This is a genomic window from Paraburkholderia phenoliruptrix (assembly GCF_019511605.1).
GTDB lineage: Bacteria > Pseudomonadota > Gammaproteobacteria > Burkholderiales > Burkholderiaceae > Paraburkholderia > Paraburkholderia phenoliruptrix_A.
Genome location: NZ_JAEUAV010000001.1, coordinates 451759 through 475106, shown reverse-complemented (window position 1 = coordinate 475106; position 23348 = coordinate 451759). Strand labels below are relative to the sequence as shown.

At 62.2% G+C, this 23348-nt stretch carries 19 protein-coding genes; 4 read left to right on the top strand and 15 right to left on the bottom strand.

Annotation, left to right across the window (positions count from 1 at the left end; all coding sequences use genetic code 11):
• Positions 1–58: 58 nt before the first annotated feature.
• From JNB89_RS02055 to JNB89_RS02040, 4 genes are all read right to left on the bottom strand, one after another.
• Entirely contained in the window at positions 59–571 is a 513-nt protein-coding gene (locus tag JNB89_RS02055) for a hemerythrin domain-containing protein (RefSeq protein WP_135891772.1), read from the bottom strand.
• 95 nt (positions 572–666) lie between these two features.
• Entirely contained in the window at positions 667–1188 is a 522-nt protein-coding gene (locus JNB89_RS02050) for a hypothetical protein (protein ID WP_220361059.1), read from the bottom strand.
• Between the two features lie 53 nt (positions 1189–1241).
• A complete protein-coding gene (locus JNB89_RS02045) occupies positions 1242–1466 on the bottom strand; it encodes a hypothetical protein (protein ID WP_013341520.1) in 225 nt (74 codons plus the stop codon).
• A gap of 73 nt (positions 1467–1539) precedes the next feature.
• Positions 1540–1959, bottom strand: coding sequence for an NUDIX hydrolase (locus tag JNB89_RS02040; RefSeq protein WP_220361058.1), 420 nt, complete (start codon positions 1957–1959; stop codon positions 1540–1542).
• Between the two features lie 164 nt (positions 1960–2123).
• Between JNB89_RS02040 and JNB89_RS02035 the strand changes: the two genes are divergently transcribed.
• On the top strand, positions 2124–4784 hold the full coding sequence (locus tag JNB89_RS02035) for a glucose/quinate/shikimate family membrane-bound PQQ-dependent dehydrogenase (protein WP_220361057.1): 2661 nt from the start codon (positions 2124–2126) through the stop codon (positions 4782–4784).
• A 271-nt stretch (positions 4785–5055) separates the two neighbouring features.
• Here JNB89_RS02035 and cydB read toward each other — a convergent pair whose 3' ends face one another.
• Positions 5056–6072: a cytochrome d ubiquinol oxidase subunit II gene (gene cydB / locus JNB89_RS02030; protein WP_220361056.1), complete on the bottom strand. Its 1017-nt coding sequence runs from the start codon at positions 6070–6072 to the stop codon at positions 5056–5058.
• A complete protein-coding gene (locus JNB89_RS02025; protein ID WP_220361055.1) occupies positions 6053–7504 on the bottom strand; it encodes a cytochrome ubiquinol oxidase subunit I in 1452 nt (483 codons plus the stop codon). The genes cydB and JNB89_RS02025 overlap by 20 nt, the downstream gene beginning before the upstream one ends.
• A gap of 235 nt (positions 7505–7739) precedes the next feature.
• Between JNB89_RS02025 and JNB89_RS02020 the strand changes: the two genes are divergently transcribed.
• Complete coding sequence (locus tag JNB89_RS02020) at positions 7740–10046, top strand: FdhF/YdeP family oxidoreductase (protein WP_220361054.1); 2307 nt, start codon at positions 7740–7742, stop codon at positions 10044–10046.
• Between the two features lie 63 nt (positions 10047–10109).
• On the opposite strand, the gene JNB89_RS02015 is transcribed toward JNB89_RS02020, so the two are convergent.
• From JNB89_RS02015 to JNB89_RS02005, 3 genes are all read right to left on the bottom strand, one after another.
• A complete protein-coding gene (locus JNB89_RS02015) occupies positions 10110–10697 on the bottom strand; it encodes a hemerythrin domain-containing protein (protein WP_220361053.1) in 588 nt (195 codons plus the stop codon).
• Between the two features lie 125 nt (positions 10698–10822).
• Complete coding sequence (locus JNB89_RS02010; protein ID WP_220361052.1) at positions 10823–12871, bottom strand: NAD(+) synthase; 2049 nt, start codon at positions 12869–12871, stop codon at positions 10823–10825.
• Positions 12868–13383 (bottom strand): CinA family protein, encoded by a 516-nt coding sequence (locus JNB89_RS02005; protein WP_220361051.1) that lies wholly within the window; start codon positions 13381–13383, stop codon positions 12868–12870. The genes JNB89_RS02010 and JNB89_RS02005 overlap by 4 nt, the downstream gene beginning before the upstream one ends.
• A gap of 307 nt (positions 13384–13690) precedes the next feature.
• On the opposite strand from JNB89_RS02005, the gene JNB89_RS02000 reads away from it, so the two are divergent.
• Positions 13691–14200 (top strand): GNAT family N-acetyltransferase, encoded by a 510-nt coding sequence (locus JNB89_RS02000; RefSeq protein ID WP_220361050.1) that lies wholly within the window; start codon positions 13691–13693, stop codon positions 14198–14200.
• Between the two features lie 56 nt (positions 14201–14256).
• Here JNB89_RS02000 and JNB89_RS01995 read toward each other — a convergent pair whose 3' ends face one another.
• The 6 genes from JNB89_RS01995 to coxB are packed head-to-tail and all read right to left on the bottom strand — an operon-like array spanning position 14257 to position 20576.
• Positions 14257–15549, bottom strand: a complete 1293-nt coding sequence (locus JNB89_RS01995) for a c-type cytochrome (protein WP_220361049.1) — start codon at positions 15547–15549, stop codon at positions 14257–14259.
• Positions 15546–16583 carry a cytochrome c oxidase assembly protein gene (locus tag JNB89_RS01990; RefSeq protein WP_223216669.1) on the bottom strand — a complete coding sequence of 346 codons (1038 nt, stop codon included), beginning with the start codon at positions 16581–16583 and terminating at the stop codon, positions 15546–15548. Before JNB89_RS01990 ends, JNB89_RS01995 begins: the two co-directional genes overlap by 4 nt.
• A complete protein-coding gene (locus JNB89_RS01985; RefSeq protein WP_220361048.1) occupies positions 16556–16888 on the bottom strand; it encodes a hypothetical protein in 333 nt (110 codons plus the stop codon). The genes JNB89_RS01990 and JNB89_RS01985 overlap by 28 nt, the downstream gene beginning before the upstream one ends.
• Before the next feature lie 12 nt (positions 16889–16900).
• On the bottom strand, positions 16901–17551 hold the full coding sequence (locus JNB89_RS01980) for a cytochrome c oxidase subunit 3 (RefSeq protein ID WP_220361047.1): 651 nt from the start codon (positions 17549–17551) through the stop codon (positions 16901–16903).
• The gene (ctaD, locus tag JNB89_RS01975) at positions 17548–19497 is read right to left on the bottom strand and encodes a cytochrome c oxidase subunit I (RefSeq protein WP_220361046.1); all 1950 of its coding nucleotides are present in this window, start codon (positions 19495–19497) and stop codon (positions 17548–17550) included. Before ctaD ends, JNB89_RS01980 begins: the two co-directional genes overlap by 4 nt.
• On the bottom strand, positions 19494–20576 hold the full coding sequence (coxB, locus tag JNB89_RS01970) for a cytochrome c oxidase subunit II (RefSeq protein WP_220361045.1): 1083 nt from the start codon (positions 20574–20576) through the stop codon (positions 19494–19496). The genes ctaD and coxB overlap by 4 nt, the downstream gene beginning before the upstream one ends.
• Positions 20577–20892: 316 nt before the next feature.
• Between coxB and JNB89_RS01965 the strand changes: the two genes are divergently transcribed.
• Positions 20893–23346, top strand: coding sequence for a PAS domain S-box protein (locus JNB89_RS01965; RefSeq protein WP_220361044.1), 2454 nt, complete (start codon positions 20893–20895; stop codon positions 23344–23346).
• The last annotated feature ends 2 nt before the right edge of the window (positions 23347–23348 follow it).

Genomic DNA, 23348 nt, shown 5'->3' with positions numbered 1-23348 from the left:
TTTTGCGGGCGGCGCATTGCTGGTCAGCCCGCGCTCACGCAATGAACGGCAAGGTGAATCAGGTTTTATCGCCGACAGCGTGGCTTCCCACCTGGTCGAGTTTGCTCTGCAATTCCATCTTGCGCTTTGCAATCTTCTCGCCAAGTGCGTTGACGTCGAGATTAGCCTTGCGCAGTTCAGGAAAAAGCTCGTTTTCTTCTTCCTCGACGTGATGCTGAACCATTTCGCTCATGACCTTGAAGGTCGCATCGAAACCCTTGTCCCCGGCCTTCAGCGTTTCGAATTTGCTAATTAGCGTCTTCACAAGGAAGTGTTCGACGTACGCTTCCTCGACATCGACCACATCGCTTTCGGGAAGCGCCTCGCTCGCGGCTGGATAAAGCAGTTCTTCTTCGATGATGGTGTGAATGGTCAGTTCTTCGCACGCGCGCTGGGCCAGAGTTGCCTTCGCTTCCAGATCGTCTTCTTCGGCTTTCTCGAACGCGGTAAAGAGCTTCTCTACCGCGCGATGATCCGCGATAAGCAGTTCGAGTGCGTCGTTCGTGTTGGGGGTCGGTTGTTTTTCTGGCATGTCGCTCTCCATGTTGGGCGCCGCCGCGCGGCGGCGCATTCGAGCGAAACAATGCAAGCACTGTGCCTGCGGTACGGGGTGTGTTCCAGCCGCGCCTAGCTCCGGCTCTTGCGCGGCGCAGTGGCGTTGACGAGCGGATTGAATCCGGCGGTTCGCGCGGGCCTTTCTGCGGACGTATCGGGCTTGTTCGCTTTGGCGGCACCGCGTTTGCGGCTAGACGGAGCGCCGCGTGTGCTGCCGGTCAATTGCTCGGCGAGTTCCGCACTCTCGTCGTCTTCTGCCGGCTCGTCTTTCTCCTGTTCAACCTCTCCGGTTTTACGTGACGCTCTGCTGGCCTTTTCTGTTCTTGTCGCGCCGGCAACGTGTTGGATCACGGACATGAACGACTTGCGGGCAGCACGCAACGATTCGCCCGGTAGCATCGTCAGAGCGACGACTTCATGAAGGGATCGTCCGTCTACTGAGCGCTCGGTCGGCTCCGTGTCCCAGTCGGGTTTCGCAGCGGCAAACGTGACTAGTAGACGTTCAAGGACGGCGGGCGATAGCACGCCGCCGTCGTACAGGCTGATGATCGCGCGTTCAGCAAGCGCGAAAGGCGTTATGGAAGTTTTGGGCACCGTGCTCGCGCCCTTGCGGGCGCAGGAAGCGATCGTTTAGTGATGCGCGACCCTCAGGCCTGCCGGGCTTCGGTGCCTTTCAGCTCGCCATGCCGATGCGCGTGTGTGGCCGCGTATTTCAGCTCGAAGTGCGCGCCTTTGCCGCTGCGTGTCGGCGGAAAATGTTCTCCCTCCACGCATGTCACTTCGAATGTGTCCTTTCCATCTTCATGAACCACGGCATAAATGCCAGATGTCCTGACTATTTCGCCAGGCTTGAACGAATTATCTCCTGCCATTTGGAAACTCCGTGAGTGAGTACGCAACACTCACGGCGATGCAACGCTTGTGCCAGCCGCTTCGTTTCATGTGTCAGGTTCGTTCGAAAAAAGGCCGCAATGGGCTCGCCTGTCGAGCGGGACCCACGGGGCTATTGTTTTCGAACAGCACCTGGACGATGCCACGCGTTGAGACGCTAACCCATGCGGATTGAATGTCTTTCGCGCGGACCCAGCGGCATCGGCGAATTTCGTGGCTGGGTACTGGCTCCATGTCATCGGGGATACGCGCGGCGAATACATAGTGGCGAGTGCGTACGCCCCAGAACTCGAATATGTAGTGAAGCGCGAGGTCATTCAATTGCGTTTCTTCCACGAGCTCGCGCACGGCCGCGGCGGATATCGGCTCGCCTGCTTTGCAACGGCCGCCGGGCAGCGCCCATCTTCCATTGGATCTCGCGACGAGCAGAATGCGATTGGCGCGCAGACACAGAACGGTGGCTCGGTGCTTCATGACATATCCGGCAAAGAGGGGCGACCTTACAAAGCATGCGATATGCCTTCCCGCCGCTCGTCCGGGAACCACAAATGCTACTCGCAGTGCAGCGCTTGCCAGCCTTGCGCAGCGGGCTATTTTTTGCAATTCAATTTGAATCATTGTCTGTAGAGGTGGCGAATATGTCGAAGCCGCATCGGTTTCCACCCGCGCTCGCGGTCCCCGCGGTCGTGTTTATCATTCTTGGTTTAGCGTTAGCCGCGGGCGGAGTTCCGCTCGTCACGCTTGGCGGCTCCTGGTACTACGTCGTGACAGGTGTCGCAATCGCGCTGACAGGCGTGCTTCTCAGCATCCGCCGGCGCTCTGCGCTGTGGTTGTTCGCGCTGATCCTGTTCGGCTCGACCATCTGGGCGGTCGCGGAGGCGCGCTTCGACTTCTGGCAATTGCTGCCGCGTCTATGGGTGTGGCTCGTGCTGGCCTTGTGGCTCCTCTTGCCGCCTGTCACGCGCAAACTCGTGTTCGGGCCGCCGGCCGCGCATCGCGAGGGCGTTGTACCGTTGGCTGCCGCTGTCATCGTGACGGTGCTGTTGGGTATCGGCACCGCGTTCAATCACCCGTACGATCACCCCGGCACGCTCGCCTCCACCGCGGCCGCGCCCAGCACCCCGCTTGCCGGCGATGCAAACCGCCAGGCCGGCGACTGGACCGATTATGGCGGCTCGCCGCTTGGTCAGCGCTATTCGCCGCTCACGCAAATCACGCCGGAAAACGTGCGGCAACTGAAGGTGGCGTGGCAATTCGAAACAGGCGACAAGCCGGGCCCGAACGACCCGACGGAGACGACTGCCGAAAACACGCCTATCAAGGTCGGCAACAAGCTCTTTCTGTGCACGCCGCACAGTATCGTGATCGCACTCGACCCTGCGTCGGGCAAGGAATTGTGGCGCTACGATCCGCATATTCAGAGCCCCGTCGGCTTCAAGCATTGGGAACATATGACATGCCGTGGCGTGTCTTATCACGACGACGCGATGTATCCGGCGAATGCGCCGGCTGCATCATCGGACAGCGCGGCTGGTGCTTCGGTTGCTGCGTCGGAGAGCGGGGCGGGTCTGGCAGGCAATGCAGCTTCTGATGCGGTTTCAAGCGTTGCTTCGAGTGTGGCTGCAGACGCATCGTCCAGCCCGGTTGCCGCGAGCGCTGCGGCGCCTGCTTCGGCAGCGGTTGCGGATGCGGCATCGACGAGCACGGCGGCAGCCGCCGATGCTTCGGCCGCGACCGCGGCAAGCGACGCTTCAACGGCGACCCAGCAGACAGCCAGCGCCGCTGCGAGCGCCGAATGTCCGCGCCGCATCTTCCTGCCCACTGCCGATGCGCGCCTGATCGCACTCAATGCCGATACGGGCCAACCCTGCACACACTTCGGCAATAACGGTCAGATTGACCTGCGCACGAACATCGGCCCGTTCACGCCCGGCGGTTATTACTCGACCTCGCCGCCGGCGGTCACGCGCAACCTCGTCATCATCAGCGGCCACGTGACCGATAACGAGTCGAACAACGAGCCTTCGGGCGTTACTCGGGCGTTCGACGTGCATGACGGGCATCTGGTGTGGAATTGGGACGCGGGCAATCCGGACGCAACGCAGCCTATCGCCCCGAATCAGACCTATGTTCGCAATTCGCCAAACATGTGGTCGGTGTTCAGCGTCGACGAGAAGCTCGGGATGGTTTATCTGCCGCTTGGCAATCAGACGCCCGACCAGTGGGGCGGCGCGCGCACGCCCGCGTCCGAAAAGGTCGCCGCCGGCGTTGTCGCACTGGACCTTTCCAACGGCCGGATGCGCTGGAACTATCAGTTCACGCATCATGATCTGTGGGACATGGACGTGGGCGGCCAACCTTCGCTCATCGACTTGCAGACACCGAGCGGCGTGCAGCCCGCACTGATCGCGTCGACAAAGCAGGGCAGCATTTACGTGCTGAACCGCGAAACCGGCAAGCCCATTGTGCCGATCACAGAAGAACCCGTGCCGCAAGGTGCGGCGACCGGCGACCACACGTCGGCGACGCAGCCGTTCTCGGCACTGAACTTCAAGCCGCCAAAAGTGCGCGAGCGCGACATGTGGGGCACCAATCCGTTCGACCAGTTATGGTGCCGAGTGAAGTTCAAGTCGCTGCGCTATGACGGCATGTTCACGCCGCCTTCCGAACAGGGATCGCTGGTGTTCCCGGGCAATTTTGGGGTGTTCGACTGGGGCGGTGTCGCGGTCGACCCCGTGCGGCAAATACTCATTGCGAATCCGAGCTACATGGCTTTCACGTCGAAACTGATACCGCGTTCGCAAATTCCCGTGGATAACGGCGAGAAGAAGGGCAGCGAAACGAGCGGCATCAAGCTCGCTCGCGGCACGCCGTATGGGTTCGAGATCAACGCGTTTCTCTCGCCGCTCGGCATTCCGTGCCAGGCGCCGCCGTGGGGCTACGTGGCCGGCGTGGATTTGCGCACCAACCAGATCGCGTGGCAGCACAAGAACGGCACGATCCGCGACAGCGCGCCGTTGCCGATTCCAATGCCCCTTGGTGTGCCGAGTCTCGGCGGCATGGTGACCACGGCCGGTGGCGTCGCATTCCTCTCGGGCACGCTCGACTACTATGTGCGCGCTTACGATGTACGTACCGGCGACCGGTTGTGGCAGGCCCGTTTGCCCGCAGGCGGCCAGGCCACGCCGATGACGTATGCGGACAGCAACGGCAAGCAGTACCTGCTCGTCACGGCAGGCGGCCACGGCTCGCTCGGCACCAAGCAGGGGGACTATGTAGTCGCCTATACGTTGCCCTGAAAGACGACGGTAGACTGAGAAGCGACGCGCGCCGGCAAATGCGGAGATCATCCGCATTGCCGGCGCGCTTTTGCGTGGGTTGTCGGTACGCGTTGCAAACGTTACGCGTCGGCAAGCAAACATTTCAGCCGACGAGCCGTCCATCAACGTACTACGAGCGGATCAATGCGCCGCCACGTGTAATACAGCTTTCAATACGCCTGCTACCAGGCCTAGCGTTACAACGCCCAGCATCCATAGGCCAACGAACCATGCGAAGCGCCGCCACATGTCAGTGATACCCCTCGCCAGGCCGCATTTTCCCTTTGAAAACGGAATACGCGTAGACGGTATAGCCGAGAATCATCGGAACGGTGATCGCGGCGCCCACCAGAAGAAAGAGCAGGCTCGCGTGCGGCGCGGCGGCATCGCGAAAAGAAATGGCGGGCGGCACGAGGTACGGATAGAGGCTGATCAACAGGCCCGCGTAGCAAAGAATGAAGATGCCGTAGGCGAACAGCAAGGGCATTGCATGCCGACGCGCGGACAGACTGCGCCAGAAGCCGGCGGCAAGAAGTACTAGCAGTACCGGCACCGGAGCCGTCAATGCAACGGCGGGCCAGCGGAACCAACGCTCGGCTAGCGAGCTTTGCAGCATCGGCGTCCACAGCGTGACCACGACGATCAATGCGAGAACGGCGACCGCCATAGTGCGGGCGTAACGGCGGCAGCGTTCATGCAGTGCCCCCTCGGTACGCCAGATCAGCCAGCATGAACCCAGCAATGCATAGCCGACAATTACCGCGAGGCCGCACAGCACGGTGAAACCGGTGAGCCAGTCCCACCAGCCGCCCGAATACGAAACACCTTCCACGTGTATGCCCTGCAGCAGCCCTCCTAGTACGAGGCCCTGGCACAACGCAGCCACGGCGGATCCCGTGAAGAACGCGATGTCCCACCACGCGCGGCCCGATCCTGTTGCGCGAAAACGGAATTCGAAAGCGACGCCGCGGAACACGAGCGCGAGCAGCATCGCGATGATAGGCGGATAAAGTGCGGGGAGAATGACCGAGTAGGCAAGCGGAAACACCGCAAACAGCCCGCCGCCGCCGAGTACCAGCCACGTCTCATTGCCGTCCCATACCGGTGCGATCGAATTGACCATCAGATCGCGGTCTTCGCGGTTGCGCTCGACCGCGAACAGGATGCCGACGCCCAGATCGAAGCCGTCGAGCAGCACGTACGCCAGCACGGCAAACGCGAGAATGGCGGCCCAAATGAGCGGCAAATCAATCGTGGCGGCTGTCATGGCGCGGGTCCTGCGAAAGAGAGTGGTCGTTGCTGACGGATGTGGGCTGCCGCTGCGCAGGCCCCGGCGTAATGCCCGCGCTGCGATGCGGTTTGTCCTTCGCGGGACCCTCGGTGGAAAGCGACGGCGGCCTCGCCATCAGCCGCAAAAGAAACACCATGGCTGCGCCGAACACGATCAGATACACGACGCCGAAAGCCGCCAGCGATACTGCCACCCCAGGCGCGGCGATCGGCGACACGCTGTCCACGGTACGCAGGTGGCCGTACACGGTGTATGGCTGGCGGCCCACTTCTGTGACGGTCCAGCCGCACAGCAATGCGATCAGCCCGGACGGACCCATGGCGACCATGAGCCGATGCAGCCAGCGCGCGCGATAGAGCGAATGCCGGGCCCGCAGCGCGAGACTGGCAAAGCCGGTCAGCGCCATCAGCACGCCAAGGCCGACCATGATGCGAAAAGCCCAGAAAATGAGAGGCGAATAGGGCCGATCTGCGGGCGCAAACTCCTTGAGTCCCTTGATCGAACCGTTCCAGGTGTGGGTGAGAATGAGCGCGCCAAGGTGCGGGATCTCGAGCGCATAGTCTGTGGTCTCGGTCTTCATGTTTGGCATGCCGAACAATATGAGCGGCTGGCCCGGTTTCGATTCCCAGTCGCCTTCTAGCGCGGCGATCTTGGCAGGCTGATGCTTGAGCGTGTTCACGCCGTGCTGATCGCCGGCGACGATCTGGATCGGCGCGACGATACACGCCATCCATAACGCCATTGAAGCCATCAGGCGCGCGGGCTCGTTGCCCGGATCGCGCAGCAGGTGCCACGCGCCGACCGCACCGACGATAAACGCCACGCTCAGATATGCGGCCAGCACCATGTGCACGAGCCGGTAGGGGAACGACGGATTGAAGATAATGCTGAGCCAGTCGGCCGGGAAAAAGCGGCCGTCCACCATGGTGAATCCCTGCGGCGTCTGCATCCATGAATTGACGGCCAGAATCCAGAACGCGCTCATCAAGGTGCCGACCGCCACGAGTACGGTCGCAAGAAAATGCAGTTTGGGACCGACGCGCTTCATGCCGAACAGCATCACACCAAGAAAGCCGGACTCGAGAAAAAAAGCAGTCAGCACTTCGTAGCCCATTAGCGGGCCCACCACGGGACCGGCGCGATAGGCGAAGCCCGCCCAGTTGGTGCCGAACTCATACGACATGACGAGACCGGACACCACGCCCACGCCGAACACCACGGCGAATATGGTCAGCCAGTAGCGGAATACCGCCAGATAGACAGGCTTGCCAGTCACGAGCCAGGCGCCCTCGAGCACTGCGAGGTAGCTGGCGAGGCCGATCGACATGGCTGGGAAAATGATGTGGAAGGCGATGGTGAAACCGAATTGCGTCCGGGCGAGAAAGAGTGCGTCAAGCGAGGGTGGCATCGCGATACCTCGTGTACAAGACGTGAAAGGCGCAGAGAGAAACGACGCTTGTGGCGCGACGCGCTCATCAAGGGTAGCAAATCCGTGGCCCGGCTGCGTGAATCGGCAAGTGCCCGCGCTGCGCACGACGAGGCCGCTAGCAAACTGTAAACCGGTTGTCAGCAATGCATGCGGGTCGACAAACAGGTACATGCATTGCTGCCCGCTTATGCATTCTCGATTGCGGGAGACGGTGATGAAAGAGAAGGACACGACAAAAGATTACCCATTTGCCTCCGGCGGCTGGGGATCGTTGAGGGCCGTCACGACGATTCTCACGCAGGAGCACGTGAGTGTGAAGGACAGCGCGGCCCTCGCCAAACAGAACAAGCCCGACGGCTTCATGTGCGTGAGCTGTTCATGGGCCAAGCCAGCCGACCCGCATGTATTTGAGTTTTGCGAAAGCGGTGCGAAGGCGACCGCGTGGGACCTCACGTCAAAGCGAATGACGCCCGAGTTCTTTCAACTGCACACGGTGACCGAACTGCTGTCATGGCACGATCACGATCTCGAGGAGGCAGGCCGTCTCACCGCGCCACTGCGCTATGACCCGGCGACCGACAAATACGTGCAGATCGAGTGGCAACAGGCATTCGACGAGATCGGCCGGGGGCTCAACCAGCTCGAGCCGGACAGCGTGGTGTTCTACGCGTCGGGCCGTGCCTCGCTCGAAACTTCGTACATGTACCAGCTTTTCGCTCGCATGTACGGCACGAACAACTTGCCGGACAGCTCCAACATGTGCCACGAGAGCACGAGCGTGGGCTTGAAGGAAGCAATTGGCGTGGGTGTCGGCACCATTACGCTCGAAGACTTCGAGAAGACGGACCTGATGTTCTTCTTCGGGCAGAACGTCGGCACGAATAGTCCGCGCATGCTTCATCAGTTGCAGGACGCGCGCAAACGCGGCGTGCCGATCATCACGTTCAACCCGCTTCGCGAGCCGGGCCTCGTGCGCTTTGCCAATCCACAGTCGCCGGTGCAAATGCTCACGCCGGACAACACGCAGATCAGCACGCAATATCATCAGTTAAAGACCGGCGGCGATACGGCGGCAATTCTCGGTATCTGCAAGGCGGTGATTGCGGCGGACGATCTTGCCCTCGAGCAGGCGCGGCCGCGCGTCATCGACGTGGATTTCGTTCGCGAGCACACCACCGGCTATGAAGCGTTTGCGAACTATGCGCGGGAAGTGTCGTGGGCCGACATCGAGAACGTGAGCGGCCTGCCGCGCGACGCGATGGAAGCTGCCGCCGCCGAGTACATCAAGGCCAACGCGGTAATGATTCATTACGGCATGGGCCTGACCCAGCACAGACTGGGCGTGCAGAACGTGCGAATGGTGTGCAACCTGCTGTTGTTGCGCGGCAATATCGGCAAACCCGGCGCCGGCCCTTCGCCCGTGCGCGGCCACTCGAATGTGCAGGGGCAGCGCACGGTGGGCATTACCGAGAAACCCGAACTTGCGCCGCTCGACAAGCTTGCAACCCAGTTCTCGTTTGAACCGCCGCGCAAGAAAGGCCTGAATACCGTCGAGGCATTCGAGGCAATGCTCAAGGGCGAAGTCAAGGGCGTGTTCAATCTGGGCGGCAATCTTGTACGTTCCGTGCCTGACCGTTTGCGCATCGAGCCGGCCTGGCGCGGTTTACGGCTGAACGTGAACGTTGCGACCAAGCTCAACCGCAGCCATCTCGTGCACGGCGAGGTCTCGTACATTCTGCCGTGTTTGAGCCGCATTGAGATAGACCGGCAGGCCAGTGGCGAGCAGGCGGTTTCGATGGAAGACAGCACTTCCTGCATGCATGGCTCGCGCGGCGTAGCCGAGCCCGCCAGTGAGAACATTCGCTCCGAGCCTTACATCATCGCCGGTATTGCGAAGGCGACGCTGGGTAGCCGCTTCAATGTGGATTGGGACGGGTGGCGGGACGACTACTCGATAGTGCGCAATGAAATCGCGAAGACGTACCCGGAAATCTTCCACGACTTCAATCAACGCATGTGGCAGCCGGGCGGTTTTCCGAAGCCGTTGCCGGCACGCGAACGGCAGTGGAAAACGAAGAGCGGCAAGGCGGAGTTCATGGTGCCGAAGGCGCTGGGCGAAGATCCGGATATGCCCGAGCGCGGCGCAGACGCTCTGCGGCTCATGACGCTGCGCTCCGACAGCCAGTTCAATACCACCATATACGGACTTGACGACCGTTTTCGCGGCGTCAAAGGCAGCCGCATGATTGTGCTGATGAATAAAGACGATATGGCGGCCAACGGTCTTTCCGAAGGTGACAGGATCAGCCTGCAAACCATTGCCGACGATGGCTTCGATCGGCGCGTAAGCGGCCTGACGGTGAAGGAATACGACATTCCGGCCGGGTGCATTGGAGGCTATTACCCTGAATGCAACCCGCTGTTGCCGCTTTGGCATTACGCCGAAGAGAGCAAAGTGCCGGGCGCCAAATCAATTCCGGTGAGGATTGTCGACAAGCCCGGTGCGTCCGCCTCTGCGTGAGCGAGACGCCGGGCCAATCAGTAAATGGCCCGGCAACCCGCTTTCATGCGGACTGGTGGCCGGTTAATCGGCGTAGCGCATTCTGCGCGTTTTCGGCAGACAATGCGTGGCGCCGATTACAAGCAGGGAGCCGAGCAGGAAAGTCGCAATCGGAAAAGTACCTGCGGTATTCACGGCGATTTCGCGCGGACGTTCGCCGAGAAGCTGAAGTCTGCGGCGGGTCATCTTCGCACCTAGCGAACGTAGTTCGTTTTTCAAAGCGCGCTCGGCGGTGGGCAGCAGCACCGTTTCCTCGTCGGCTACATGGTGCATGACTTCGCGCATCAATTGCTGGAACAGGCCGTCGAACGCGGCGTCTTCCGGCCCGCTCGCGCGCAGCTTGGCAATGGTGGCGCGCATTTCGTCGTGTTCCGGCCGGCTTTTTTCGAGCGTCTGATCGTCGGCGAGTACGCCGCTCAGTGCCGGATAAAAGATCTCTTCTTCCAGTTGTGCATGAATTTCGAGCGCGGCGCACACGGAATTGACAATGGCGCGCTTGCGCCACCACGGACTGTCGGCGTGATAGCGATGAAATGCGGTCAATACATGCATATGATCGAGGCGGATCATCGCGGTAATGGTCGGGGACATCGAGGATGTGCTATCGGGCATGGCAGTTCTCCAGAATGACGCGGCGCCGGGCGTCGGTATTGGGGATTGTCGGCATGCGCAAGCTCGGCATGCGGGCGCTCGCGGATGCGCCACCTACCGCATTCCGCATTCCTGCTATGCCTCGCCTAGTCAGGAATTTTTTCTATGTCGCGCAGCCAGACGGTTGCCTCGCTGTCACTCGGCGCACGCCAGTCGCCGCGCGGCGACAGAGAGCCGCCGGAACCCACCTTAGGCGCATTGGGAATGCACGAGCGTTTGAACTGGCTAGTGTGGAAAAAGCGCTCGGCAAAAATCGCCAGATTGCGCTTGATGTCGGCAAGCGTGTATTCGTTGCGCGTGACATGGTGGCCTGCCGGCCAGACGCCACGCTCACGGTCAGCCCAGGCACTATGTGCAAGAAACGCGACCTTCGACGGAGTGAAACCGAAGCGCAACAGGTAATACAGGTTGAAGTCCTGCAATTCGTACGGCCCGATAATGCTTTCCGTTTTCTGGTCGATCACCGTCTCTTCTTTGCCCGGCACCAGTTCCGGGCTGATTTCGGTTGCAAGAATCTGCTCCAGCACGCGCGACCCCGCGTCGCCCACTTGGCCTGACTCCGCGACCCAGCGGACCAGATGTGTAATCAGCGTCTTAGGCACGCTCGCATTGACGCTGTAATGGGACATGTGATCGCCAACGCCGTAGGTGCACCAGCCCAGAGCAAGTTCGCTGAGATCGCCCGTGCCGATTACGATGGCCTGATGAAAGTTGGCGAGCCTGAACAGATGACTGGTCCGCTCGCCTGCCTGGACGTTCTCGAATGTGACGTCATACTGCTTTTCGCCTTCTGCGAACGGGTGATGCAAGTCTTTTAGCATTTGCATGCAGCTTGGACGAATGTCGATTTCCTCCATCGAACAGCCCACCGCCTGCATCAGATCTTTCGCTTGCTGGAGGGTGCGGCTGCTGGTTGCAAAGCCCGGCATCGTATAGCCGAGAATATTCGAGCGCGGCAGCTTCAGGCGGTCCATCGCTTTCGCGCACACGAGCAGGGCCTGAGTGGAATCGAGCCCGCCTGACACGCCGATCACCACTTTCGAGATCTTCGCGGCGCCCAGGCGCTGCAACAGCCCCTGCACCTGAATGTTGTAGACCTCGGCGCAGCGTTCATCGCGCGTGGCCGGATTGGACGGCACGTAGGGAAAGCGGTTGATCGCACGCATGAGCGGAAGATGCTGCGCGGCAGGCAGCGAAACGGGCACGCTAATCACCTGAAATCTGGCCACTTCCTGCGCGTGGCGGCGCGTCGACTGGCCGAAGGTGGTCTGGCGCATCCGCTCGCGCGAAAGCCGTTCGAGGTCGACGTCGCCATAAATGATGTGCGAAGTATCGAGAAATCGCTCGGATTCCGCGAGCATTTCGCCGTTCTCGTAGATCAGCGCCTGGCCGTCCCATGCGAGGTCGGTCGTGGATTCGCCGCGGCCCGCCGACGAATACAGATACGCGGAGAGGCACCGCGCGGATTGCTGGCCCACCAGTTGATGCCGGTAGCCCGACTTGCCGATCACGATATTCGACGCCGAAAGGTTCACCAATACCGTTGCGCCCGCCAGCGCGGCAAATGACGAAGGCGGCACCGGAACCCACACGTCCTCGCATATTTCGACGTGAAAGCGGAACAGCGGCGCTTGCGGAACCTCGAACAGCAGGGACGCACTGAAAGGCACCTGCTGCCCGCACAATGTGATCTCGCTGGTGGAGGCGTTCTCTGCCGCGCTGAATTGCCGGGCTTCGTAGAACTCGCCATAGTTCGGCAAATAGCTCTTAGGCACGACACCGCACAACTTGCCGTTCGAAATGACGAGTGCGCAATTGAAAAGCTTATGCTCGACGGCGAGCGGTGCGCCTATCACGAGTATCGCGGGAATATTGGTGGATGCCGCAACGATGTCCGCAATCGCGGCCTTGCAAGCATCGAGCAGTGCACGCTGATGGAACAGGTCGTCGCAGCTATAGGCCGATATTCCCAGTTCTGGAAACACCACGAGCGCGGCGCCCTGCTGCGCGGCTTCCTGCGCGAGGCGTAGCGTTTCCTGCGCATTGAATTGCGGATCGGCAACACGGCACACGGGAACGGCAACCGCGACGCGTGCGAAATCGTGGCTGTACAGATTGAAGAATGATCGCGTCATGGTGTGCGGCGCCTCGCTTTGGGCAACTCGTTGAAATAATGTTCGATGCGCGACAGCGCATACAGCGCCGCGTTCTGCCTGATGGTGGTGCGGTCGCCGTCGAACACGCGCGTCTCGCTGAACATGTACTCGCCGTCGCGGCGCTTATAGCGCCATGCGAAACATTGAGTGCCCGGCGCCAGATCCTCGCCTGCGGGCGGCGGCCCCGCAATGCCCGTATTCGCCACCGCAATATGCGCCGAGCACGCTTCGAGCGCAAGTACGCCGGCGGCCATCTCGCGGGCGACTTCTTCGCTTGTCAGCCCGTACTCTTCAATGGTGCTGGCCTGCACGTTGAGCACGCCGCATTTCCCCGAAGGCGAATAGACGACAAGGCCCACGTCGAGACAGGCGCCGCTGCCCGGCACGTCGGCGATCAACGATGCGATGAGGCCGCCGGTGCATGATTCGGCGGTGGCGATCACGAGACCGCGCGACGACAGGAATCCAACCACGCTGCGGGGAATGTTCATTTCCGTCCTCGTTTCTTCAAGGTGGACATGTGCTTCGCGAAGCGAAGCAAGTGCAATACCCGTTATGCGCGCAGCTCCCCTTAACGGCACGTTGATTGCTGAATCCCGACGTCCCTTCACCGGGGCGCCATGGTTGTTTGTTCGTTCGGCCCGCCACAGACCGGCGGGCCCTTTTTTGGCGGCGCCGCGGCAGATGCCAAGCGTCTGCGTTATCGGTACAGCGATTGCTGTTTCGTCTGTGGCATGCAACGGGATGCAACTGCACGACGTGACATGCGATTACACGCGACGGAAGGAGGCGACGCCCATGATGTTTCCCACAATCGTAGTCAATCGCGAGGCTCCGTCCTCGATCGATGCGCTCACGCTGCTCGACGAATTGAGCGCCACGCTCGCAGTGTTTACCGGCGACGGCGGGCAAAGCCGCTTCTCGATTCACGACGTGATGCTGGAGCGCTCGCGATTTCTGGTGGCGAGAAGCGATTGCGCGACGCCGCTTGGCTGCGGCGCATTCCGGCCGCTCGGCGAGCACATTGCGGAAATCAAGCGCCTGTATGCGCGTCCAGGCGCGGATGGCGTAGGCGCCGCAATCCTCGCGCGGCTCGAGAAAGAAGCGGCGGAACTGGGCTATCAGGCGTTGTGGCTCGGCACTCACATGAATAATCGCCGGGCTATCGAGTTCTACGAGAAACACGGCTTCCATCGCATTGCGCCATATGGACCGTATGTGAGCAAGACGGACGCTTGCTGTTATGAGAAGCGCCTCGACGGTCAGGCGCCTGACAATCAGCGCAAGGAAACGATGCGCGATGCCTGACGCATCCAACGCGCCCGCGAATCGCAGTGGCATCGCACTGCACTGCGCGAGTCGGACTACTTGTGCAGCTTTTGCCGCAACGACTGCACATCGTTCGCGGTAATGGGACGCGCGTCGTTGCCCCACGAAGCGCGGATCCATGACAGCACATTTGCCATTTGCGCATTCGTGAGCGTTTGAGCGAAGCCGGGCATGGCCTGGCGCGGCGGCCCGCTGATCGTCGCGGGACTATTGCCGCCCTCTACCATCAGGCGGATGAGCGAGGTGGTGTCCTCCGTCAGTACCGACGGATTGCCCGCCAGCCGCGGAAACACATTCGGCACGCCAGTACCGTCCACACCGTGACATTGTGCGCAAAACGAACTATAGACTCGGGCGCCTACGGACTGCGGCGCATCGACACGATTGCCATTACGCGCCGACAGGTCCGGCACAGCATGCGGCGCGTAGCGGCCCGAGGGTTTTTGCGCGGGCAGTGACTTCAGGTAATGCGCCATGGCGAGCGCATCTTCGTCGGTCAGATACTGGCTGCTGTCTTCCACCTGTTCGACCATCGAGCCGAAAGCGGCAAGCCCCGCGCCATGGCCGGTCTTGAGAAACGCGGCGAGATCCTTTTCGCCGATGCGCCCGAGCCCCGATCCCGGATCGCTGGTCAGATTCGGCGCGAACCAGTTGTCGTTCACGCCGCCCGTCAGATACGTTGGCGAAGTTTCGTCGTAGCCGCGTTCCTGAAAGCCGGGGCCGCGCGGCGTGTGGCACGCGCCGCAGTGACCGGGGCCCTGAACCAGAAATGCACCGCGATTCCATTGTGCATCGCGTCCGGGCTTAGGCCGATACGGTTCTCGTGGCGCAAACGCCTGTTGCCAGAAAAACAGCATCCAGCGCTGATTGAACGGAAACGGGATCTTGGTGGGCGGGGCCGGTTCAGGCACGGGCTTCACTGCGTGCATGAAATAGGCGTAGAGCGCGCGCATGTCGTCGTCGGACATTTTGGAGAACGACGCATACGGCATGGCCGGATAGAGCCGTTTGTTGCCAGGCGAGACGCCTTCGCGCACGGAGCGCGCAAACTCTTCATAGCTGAATGCGCCGATGCCATAGCGGCGGTCGGGCGAGATGTTGCTGCTCATGATCGTGCCGAAGGGCGACGTGAGCCCAAGGCCGCCCCCATACGCTTGCCCGCCGACGGCCGTGTGACATCCCGCGCAATCGGACGCTTTCGCGAGATAGTCGCCGCGCGCCACCAGCGCGGCTTGTGCGTCGGGTTGCTGGGCGCGCGCAGCTTGCACCGGCAAGATGCTGAATACTGCGGCAGCGGCCAGTGCCGCGCGTTTCAAACGCGATGTCATGAGTTGCTGTCCCGGCGCACGGCAAAGGGCCGTGGCATGAGCGTCGCCGGCGTGCGGTGCATCAGCCAGCGCGCGCCGGTGGCGAGCGCCGCGACCAGATATGCGAGGCCACCGGGCACCCACATCACGAGTCCGCCCAACTGCTGGTCTTGTAGCGGATCAAAACCGAGCGCCGACGTAGGCTCGATATACGCGGGGTACCAGAGCCCCGGCGCAAGCGTGAGCAACGCGCCGAGCGCGCCGGTGTGCACCATCGTCGTGAAGAGCGACAGCATCGCGTAGCCGCTTTGCTCGCGCGCTGCACTTTCGCCGAACACGGTCCACCAGAATACTAGTGCGCTCAACAAAAAACTCGCGTGCTGAAACGTATGAATGCTGGACGATGCGAGCGCCGCCTCGAAAAGACGCGGCATATGCCAGGCCCACAGCGCGGCTGCATGCAGCAGCCAGGCAACGGCCGGCGCGCACAGCGTGCGCCACAGTCCGCGCAGGGCCGGGGTGCGGACCGCGGCCGCAATCCTGTGACGCAGCGCGGGCGGGAAGGCCCATAGCCATACGCCTAGCGGCCTGCTGAGCACGAGTAACGGCGCGGCAACGATCATCATCAATTCGTGCTGAACCATATGCGCGGAAAAGAGCGCTGCGCTCAGTGCATCCAGCGGCGAAGCGAGTGCGATGACGAGCGTGAGCCACCCGAGCCCGAACGCCCCGAGCTGACGCATACGAATGCGGCGACCGCGTTTGCTGCGCGCGCGCAGATGCCGGTAGCCCGCCACATACAAGGCGAGACTCGCGATCAGCAAGGCGACGACCCAAGGCTCGAAGGTCCAGCGCAGAACGGGCGGCGCGCTGCGTTCGGCGCTACTGAGCACATGCGCTTGCACGTTGCCGCAAGCGCACGTCGCGCACGCGATCCCCGTCACATAACCGATACGCGCGACATATGCGACATATACGACATGCGCGACATGCGCGACACGTGCCAGCAGACGGTATCCCGTTCTTTTCATTGCACGCATGGAGAAATGAGCCATTGCGGTATCCACATCGCGATGAGCGCGAGCGTCGAAATCATGCCGACCCATGTAGCCGCGCAGGCAAGCATCGCGGGCCGCGCGGGCAGTGCGGGCGCGCTCGCCGGAGCGATCACGCCGGCCTCGCGCCAGCGGTGCCATGCGAGCAGCGTGGCGACAAGCGAAAAAAGCAGCGCCGTGCCAGTTACGCTGCCGAGCGGCAAGACCGTTCGCCACGCGCAGGCAGGCGTGACGAGCGCGTAATCAGCGCTCAGTGCGCCGAGCACCGCGGACGGTGCACCAAGAAGCGCAAGCCAGGTTCGCATCGCAAACCTCCATTACAGCCGGGGAGCCAGATAGATCACCGCATAGATCGGCAACCAGCTCAGTACGACGAAATACCAGTACAGCGCGTTCTCGCTCACGTCGACAAAACGCTTTCCTTCAAACGGCCCCGTGAACAACAGCACGCCGAGTACGGCTGTGTCGATGGCGTCCGTAAACAGGTGAGTGGTATGCAGACCGAGCAGCAGCCACACCACGGAGCCATACGCGTTGGTGTACCAGCTCACATTGAGCGCGGCAAACTCGAAGCCGCGCAGCACGAGGAATACCACGGCGAACAGCAGGCAGACGATGAGCCAGAGTCGCGCGCGGGCACGTTGCTGTCGGTCCGCCGCCTGTTTGGCCAACTGGTTCGGCCACATGCTGACTAGCAGAATCACCGTGTTGGCGGTGCCCCACAGCAGCTCAGGCGGCGCCGCATTGAGCGGCCAACTTGCAGTGAGGCTGCGCAGGTAGAAGTACATCATCGCGGCGATGGCGAACACGGTGCCTTCTATCAGTATCAGGCACATCGTGCCCCACCACATCAGACTGCGATGCCCGAAGCCGAAGCTCGGCAAATGCCGGACGTCGAGCATCAACGCTGGCGCCGCGCCGTCTTCGCGCACAGCCGCCTCGACCGGCACCTTGCGCAGTTCGGTCATGGCCGTTGCTCCAGTTGCAGCGCGCGTTTGTTTTGCCCGCGATTGGGCCAGAACCAGCCGATCATCGCGACGATGACGGGCACCGAGCCCCACACCACTGCCCAAGGCGAAAAGATCGAGCCGATGAACAGCACGGTGGTTGCCACCGCGCTGATAAACGGCCAGATCGACGGCGATGGAAACAGCAGCCGCAAATCCGGCCGCGCATCCAGCACGGTAGTCGAAAGCACTTCGCGCGATTCGGCGGCGAGTCCGCTGACATACGCTGGCTCGGCGCCGGGTTCCCACAGCGGGTCGCGTCCGTGCACCACGGGCAGCGCGTCGAAATTATGCGGCGGCGGCGGGCTTGCGGTGCTCCATTCGAGCGTACCGGCGCCCCACGGGTCAGGGCCCGCGAGCGCGCCATGCCGGTAGCTGTGCAGCGCATTGACGATAAAAACCAGCACGCTTGCGCCGATGGTCACTGCGCCTATCGTGGCGATCAGGTTCAGGTTGTCCCAGCCCATTCCGGGAGGATAGGTCCACACGCGGCGCGGCATGCCGTGCAGACCGAGAATATGCATCGGGAAAAAAGTCACATTGAAGCCGATGAAGAACAGCCAGAATTGCAGCCGCCCGAGGGTTTCGTTCATCAGGCGGCCAGTGGCTTTCGGATACCAGTAATAGAACGCGCCGAATAGCGGAAACACAGCGCCGCCGAGCAGCACGTAATGCAGATGCGCGACGACGAAGTAGGTGTCGTGCACTTGCAGATCGAGCGAGACGGAGCCGAGCATGATACCGGTCATTCCGCCCAGCACGAGAATGAAGAAAAAGCCGAGCGCAAACCACAACGGCGTCTTCAGATTCAGGCGGCCTGTCCATAGCGTGGCGATCCAGCAGAAGATCTGCACGCCGGACGGTATCGCGATCATCAGGCTGGCGGCGGTAAAAAAGCTCTTGCCGAGCGCAGGAATGCTGGTCGCGAACATGTGATGCACCCACAGGCCGAATGCAAGAAACGCCGTGGCAATCAGCGCGAGCACCATTGCCGGATAACCGAAAACCGGGCGACGTGCAAAGGTTGGAATGATCGACGAAAGAAAGCCGAGCGGCGGAATGAAGATCAGGTACACCTCGGGATGGCCGAAGAACCAGAAAAGGTGTTGCCACAACAGTACGTCTCCGCCGCGGGCCGCGTTGTAGAAATGCGTGCCGACCAGCCGGTCCAGAATCAGCGCCGTGCTGCTCAGCATGACCGCCGGCATCGCGAACAGCACCATGAACTGTGTAATGAGCGTGGCCCACACGAAAAGCGGCATGCGGTTAAGCGACATGCCGGGCGCGCGCATCTTGAAGATCGTGGTAATGAGCACGACCGCTTCGAGCAGCCCGGACAATTCGGTAAAGGTGATCATCTGCGCCCAGATGTCGACGCCCTTGCCCGTCGAATAGTCCGGCCCGGCGAGCGGCACGTAGCTGAACCAGCCCGCGTCCGGCCCGGCGCCGAGTACGAATGCAACGTACAGCGTCGCGCCGCCGAACAGGAAAACCCAGTACGCGTATGCGTTCATCCGCGGAAAGGCGACGCTGCGCGCGCCGATCATCAGCGGCACGAGCCATCCGGCGACGGCCTGCATGACCGGCACCGCGAACAGAAACATCATCGTGGTGCCGTGAATCGTAAAGAGCTGGTTGTACAGTTCGGGACCGACGAGGCGATTGCCGGGCCGCGCGAGTTGCAAACGCATGGCAAGCGCGAGCAGGCCGGCGAGCAGAAAGAATGCGAACGTGGTGATCACGAAGCGCCGCGCCACCGTCTTGTGATTGATCGCCGAGAGCCGCCCGAGCCATCCCGGTGGATCGCTCCAGGTGCGCGCAAGTGCCTGTGCGACGTCCGCGCCGGCAGCGGGGCCGTCCACCAGATGCTCGACAGGCCGCGCGGCGGCTGATTGAGGTTCGCTCATTGAAGGGTTCCGATCCATGCGACAAGGGCATTGAGGTCCTGCGCCGACAACTGGCTCGGCGGCATCGTGGTGCCGGGCTTCATGCTGCCGGGCGCCTTGATCCACGATTCCAGATTGGCGGGCGTGTTCGCGAACGTGCCGGCGCCAAGCATCGGGCGGCTCATCACATGCGTGAGATCCGGCCCGAGCACCCCCTGAGCCGAGGTGCCGCGCACCGTGTGGCAACCGGCGCAGTTGCCGGTCGTGAAGAGGTGCTCGCCTCGTGCCTGCAGCGCGTTGGCCGGCTGCGGCGCGGGTGCGCGCTGACGCGCGAGCCAGGCGTCATATTCGGCGGCAGGCTCGGCAACCACCGTAAACGCCATCAACGCATGCTCGAGGCCGCAGAATTCGGCGCACTGGCCGCGATAGGTGCCGGCGCGATCAGCACGGAATTCGATGGTCGATTCGCGACCGGGGATCATGTCCTTCTTGCCGTGCAGATTCGGCACCCAGAACGTATGGATGACGTCGTCGGCTTTCAACGAGATGACAACGGGCCGTCCTACCGGAACGTGCAGCTCGTTTGCCACCGCAAAACCGCTGCCGGGCGTATCGTCCGCGTAACGCGCTTCCCACCACCACTGGTGCCCGGTCATCTCCAACTGGACAGCGTTGGCAACGGGCAGGCGGGACAATGCCCGATCGGTCGCGATGTCGGCGACGAGCAGACCGAACAGCAGCAGCACCGACACGATCGACGCCCCGCCCACCACACGGCTCACGCGCCTTTCCGGGTGCTCCAGCGGGCCCAGGTCGGCGCGGGCATCGCGGCTCGCGCGCGGCGCGCGCGTCATCGCAATCAGCAGCGCGATCAGCACGGCCGCGAACACGAGAGAGCAGACCGTGAGCGTCAGCGTCCACAGCGAGAAAATGTGCGAGGCCTGCACGCCGGCGGGACCGAGCGCATCTTGGGCGGGGGCGGCGCTTGCCGTCGAAGCGAGGCTGCTGCAACAGGCGGCAGCCCACAGCGACCGGGCGCCGGGCCGTCCCGTTCCAGCAGTCTTGGTGCGCCGGCGTTGAGGTGCTTGGCCTATGTGCATGCTTGCGCGAGGTCGCTCGAGTGGGGGCGTTTGCGAGAGCCCAGCAATCCTTGTACCTTCTCGGCAGGCCGTTGCGGCGCTCGCGCCGCAAGCCTGCAGCGACGGGTCTGGGCCACCGGAAAGAGCGCTTCATATCACTCCCATTCGCTAATAAAATGTCGCAGTGCGCATCAAGCTGACAAGGACCAATCTTTGCAGGGGCTTTTCGCACGAAACAGCAAAACAGCAGCGGGCATGCAGGAGAAACAAGCGGTGCGCGGTGCCCGCGCATCAAATTGAACTGAGATACTCGGCCGATTCTCCCTGGAGCAGGTTAATGGCGCATGCATACGAGCCGGATGACATCGTTCAGAACTGGACCAACATATGGGTCCAGTCTCTGCGCGACTATGCGGTAATCGGGTTATCCGAGGACGGCCGCATTCGCTCGTGGAATCCCGGCGGGGAGGCGATTCACGGCTTTCGCGAGGATGAAATCCTCGGTAAGCCGCTGGATGTTCTCTACACCGCCGAAGAGCGTGCCCAAGGGGTGCCGCAAACGGCGCTCGCCACGGCGCGGCGCGAGGGTCGCTTCGAGACCGAAGGCTGGCGTCTGCGCAAGGACGGCAAGGTGTTCTGGGCGAGCGCCGTGCTTACCGCGCTGACTTCGCCGGAAGGCGTGCTGCTCGGCTTCGGCGAGATCGTGCGCGACATGACCGACAAGAAGACGGTGCACGACGCAGTGCTCGAGAGCGAGCGGCGTTTCCGGCTGCTGGTCGACGGCGTGACCGATTACGCGATCTTCATGCTGTCGCCGGAAGGACGGGTGACGAACTGGAATTCGGGCGCGCGCCGCATCAAGGGTTATGCGGCGAGCGAGATCATCGGTTCGCATTTTTCCCGCTTTTATACGCCGGAAGATGCCGCAAAAGGATTGCCCCAGCGCGGTCTCACGGCCGCCGCGCGTGACGGGCGCTTTGAATCGGAAGGGTGGCGCGTGCGCAAGGACGGCTCGAAGTTCTGGGCGCATGTGGTGATCGACGCGATTCGCGAGGGCGGCACGCTGGTTGGCTTCGCGAAGATCACGCGCGACATCAACGAAAAAATGGAAGCGACGCGGCTGCTGGAAGAGACACGCGTGGCACTCGTGCAGTCGCAGAAAATGGAAGCCATCGGCAAGCTGACCGGCGGCGTCGCGCACGATTTCAACAACGTCATGCAAATTTTGCGCGGCAACCTGGAGTTGCTGGAAAGCCGCCATAAGCGCGACGGCTGGACGCGCGAGCGTCTCGACAAGGCAATTGACGCGGTGGAGCGCGGCGCGAAACTCGCGTCGCAACTACTCGCGTTCGGGCGACAGCAGCCGTTGCGGCCCGTCGTCATCAATCTGGCGTCCGCGATTCGCGGCATGGACGACCTGCTGCGCCGGGCGCTCGGCGAGACCGTTGAGATCGAGACGGTGGTGGCCGGAGGATTGTGGAATACGTTCGTCGACGTTCATCAGATGGAAAACGTGGTCCTCAATCTCGCGATCAATGCGCGCGACGCGATGAACGAAGGCGGCAAGCTGACGATGGAAGTGTCCAACGCGATGCTCGACGACCAGTATGTAGTGGGTTTCCCAGACGTGCCGCCGGGCCAGTATGTGATGCTGGCCGTGACGGATACGGGCACGGGCATGCCGCCGGAAGTGGTGCAGCGCGCCTTCGATCCGTTTTTCACGACCAAACCCGAAGGCCAGGGCACGGGGCTCGGGCTCAGCATGGCCTACGGCTTCGTCAAGCAGAGCGGCGGGCACATCAGGATTTACAGCGAGGTTGGCCACGGCACCACGGTCAAGATCTATCTGCCGCGCTCCACCGAAGAGGCGATCGAGACGCCCGCAGCGCCGCCTGTCACGCTGCTGGGCGGCACGGAAACGATTCTCGTGGTGGAAGACGACAAGGACGTGCAATCCACGGTGGTCGACACGCTCTCGGGCCTCGGCTATAGCGTACTGAAGGCAAACGACGCAGAACAGGCGCTCGCCGTGGTGCGCAGCGGCGTGCATATCGACCTGCTGTTTACCGATGTGGTAATGCCCGGCCCGTTGCGCAGCCCGGCCATGGTCGCGCAGGCAGTGCAGTTGTTGCCGCGCCTGAAGGTGCTCTTTACGTCGGGCTACACGCAAAACGCAATCGTGCACGGCGGGCGGCTCGACCCCGGCGTCGAACTGCTCAGCAAGCCCTACAGCCGTGAGCAGCTGGCGTACAAGATACGGCAGATTCTCGGCGTTCCACCGCTTGCGCGCAGCGGGCCGGTCGCGCAAACGCAGTCTGCTCAGCCTGCGCCGAACGTGCTAAATGCGACGAATGCGCCTGACACGCCTGATACGCCTGATAGGCCGAGCGCGAGCAACGCACCGAATGCGCCCAACGCGCCGAACGCACCTGCGGCCGACGCGAGTCTGCGCCTTCTGCTGGTCGACGACGATGTCGAGACCGCGGAGGCTGTGGGCGAGTTGCTGAAACTGGTGGGCCACAATCCGACTATCACGGGATCGCCGCAGGAGGCGTTGCGCCTCCTGGAGGCCGAGCCGTTCGACGTGCTGCTCACCGACCTCTCAATGCCGGCCATGCCGGGCCTGGAACTGGCTGAACGGGCGACGCAAATGCGGCCTACGTTGCGCGTGATCTTCGCGTCCGGCCATGAAATGCCCGCAGTGAGCACGTTGCCGTTTCGCTGGGGCGCGCTTCGCAAACCGTACAGCATCGACGAGCTCGATGCGATGCTGCGCGGCTTCGACCAGTAGTA

Bases quoted from the DNA above. Each gene is read 5' to 3' on its own strand.
- JNB89_RS02055 (WP_135891772.1), bottom strand. From the start codon at position 571: ATGCCAGAAAAACAACCGACCCCCAACACGAACGACGCACTCGAACTG.
- JNB89_RS02045 (WP_013341520.1), bottom strand. From the start codon at position 1,466: ATGGCAGGAGATAATTCGTTCAAGCCTGGCGAAATAGTCAGGACATCT.
- JNB89_RS02040 (WP_220361058.1), bottom strand. From the start codon at position 1,959: ATGAAGCACCGAGCCACCGTTCTGTGTCTGCGCGCCAATCGCATTCTG.
- JNB89_RS02035 (WP_220361057.1), top strand. From the start codon at position 2,124: ATGTCGAAGCCGCATCGGTTTCCACCCGCGCTCGCGGTCCCCGCGGTC.
- cydB (WP_220361056.1), bottom strand. From the start codon at position 6,072: ATGACAGCCGCCACGATTGATTTGCCGCTCATTTGGGCCGCCATTCTC.
- JNB89_RS02025 (WP_220361055.1), bottom strand. From the start codon at position 7,504: ATGCCACCCTCGCTTGACGCACTCTTTCTCGCCCGGACGCAATTCGGT.
- JNB89_RS02020 (WP_220361054.1), top strand. From the start codon at position 7,740: ATGAAAGAGAAGGACACGACAAAAGATTACCCATTTGCCTCCGGCGGC.
- JNB89_RS02015 (WP_220361053.1), bottom strand. From the start codon at position 10,697: ATGCCCGATAGCACATCCTCGATGTCCCCGACCATTACCGCGATGATC.
- JNB89_RS02010 (WP_220361052.1), bottom strand. From the start codon at position 12,871: ATGACGCGATCATTCTTCAATCTGTACAGCCACGATTTCGCACGCGTC.
- JNB89_RS02005 (WP_220361051.1), bottom strand. From the start codon at position 13,383: ATGAACATTCCCCGCAGCGTGGTTGGATTCCTGTCGTCGCGCGGTCTC.
- JNB89_RS02000 (WP_220361050.1), top strand. From the start codon at position 13,691: ATGATGTTTCCCACAATCGTAGTCAATCGCGAGGCTCCGTCCTCGATC.
- JNB89_RS01995 (WP_220361049.1), bottom strand. From the start codon at position 15,549: ATGACATCGCGTTTGAAACGCGCGGCACTGGCCGCTGCCGCAGTATTC.
- JNB89_RS01990 (WP_223216669.1), bottom strand. From the start codon at position 16,583: ATGGCTCATTTCTCCATGCGTGCAATGAAAAGAACGGGATACCGTCTG.
- JNB89_RS01985 (WP_220361048.1), bottom strand. From the start codon at position 16,888: ATGCGAACCTGGCTTGCGCTTCTTGGTGCACCGTCCGCGGTGCTCGGC.
- JNB89_RS01980 (WP_220361047.1), bottom strand. From the start codon at position 17,551: ATGACCGAACTGCGCAAGGTGCCGGTCGAGGCGGCTGTGCGCGAAGAC.
- ctaD (WP_220361046.1), bottom strand. From the start codon at position 19,497: ATGAGCGAACCTCAATCAGCCGCCGCGCGGCCTGTCGAGCATCTGGTG.
- coxB (WP_220361045.1), bottom strand. From the start codon at position 20,576: ATGCACATAGGCCAAGCACCTCAACGCCGGCGCACCAAGACTGCTGGA.
- JNB89_RS01965 (WP_220361044.1), top strand. From the start codon at position 20,893: ATGGCGCATGCATACGAGCCGGATGACATCGTTCAGAACTGGACCAAC.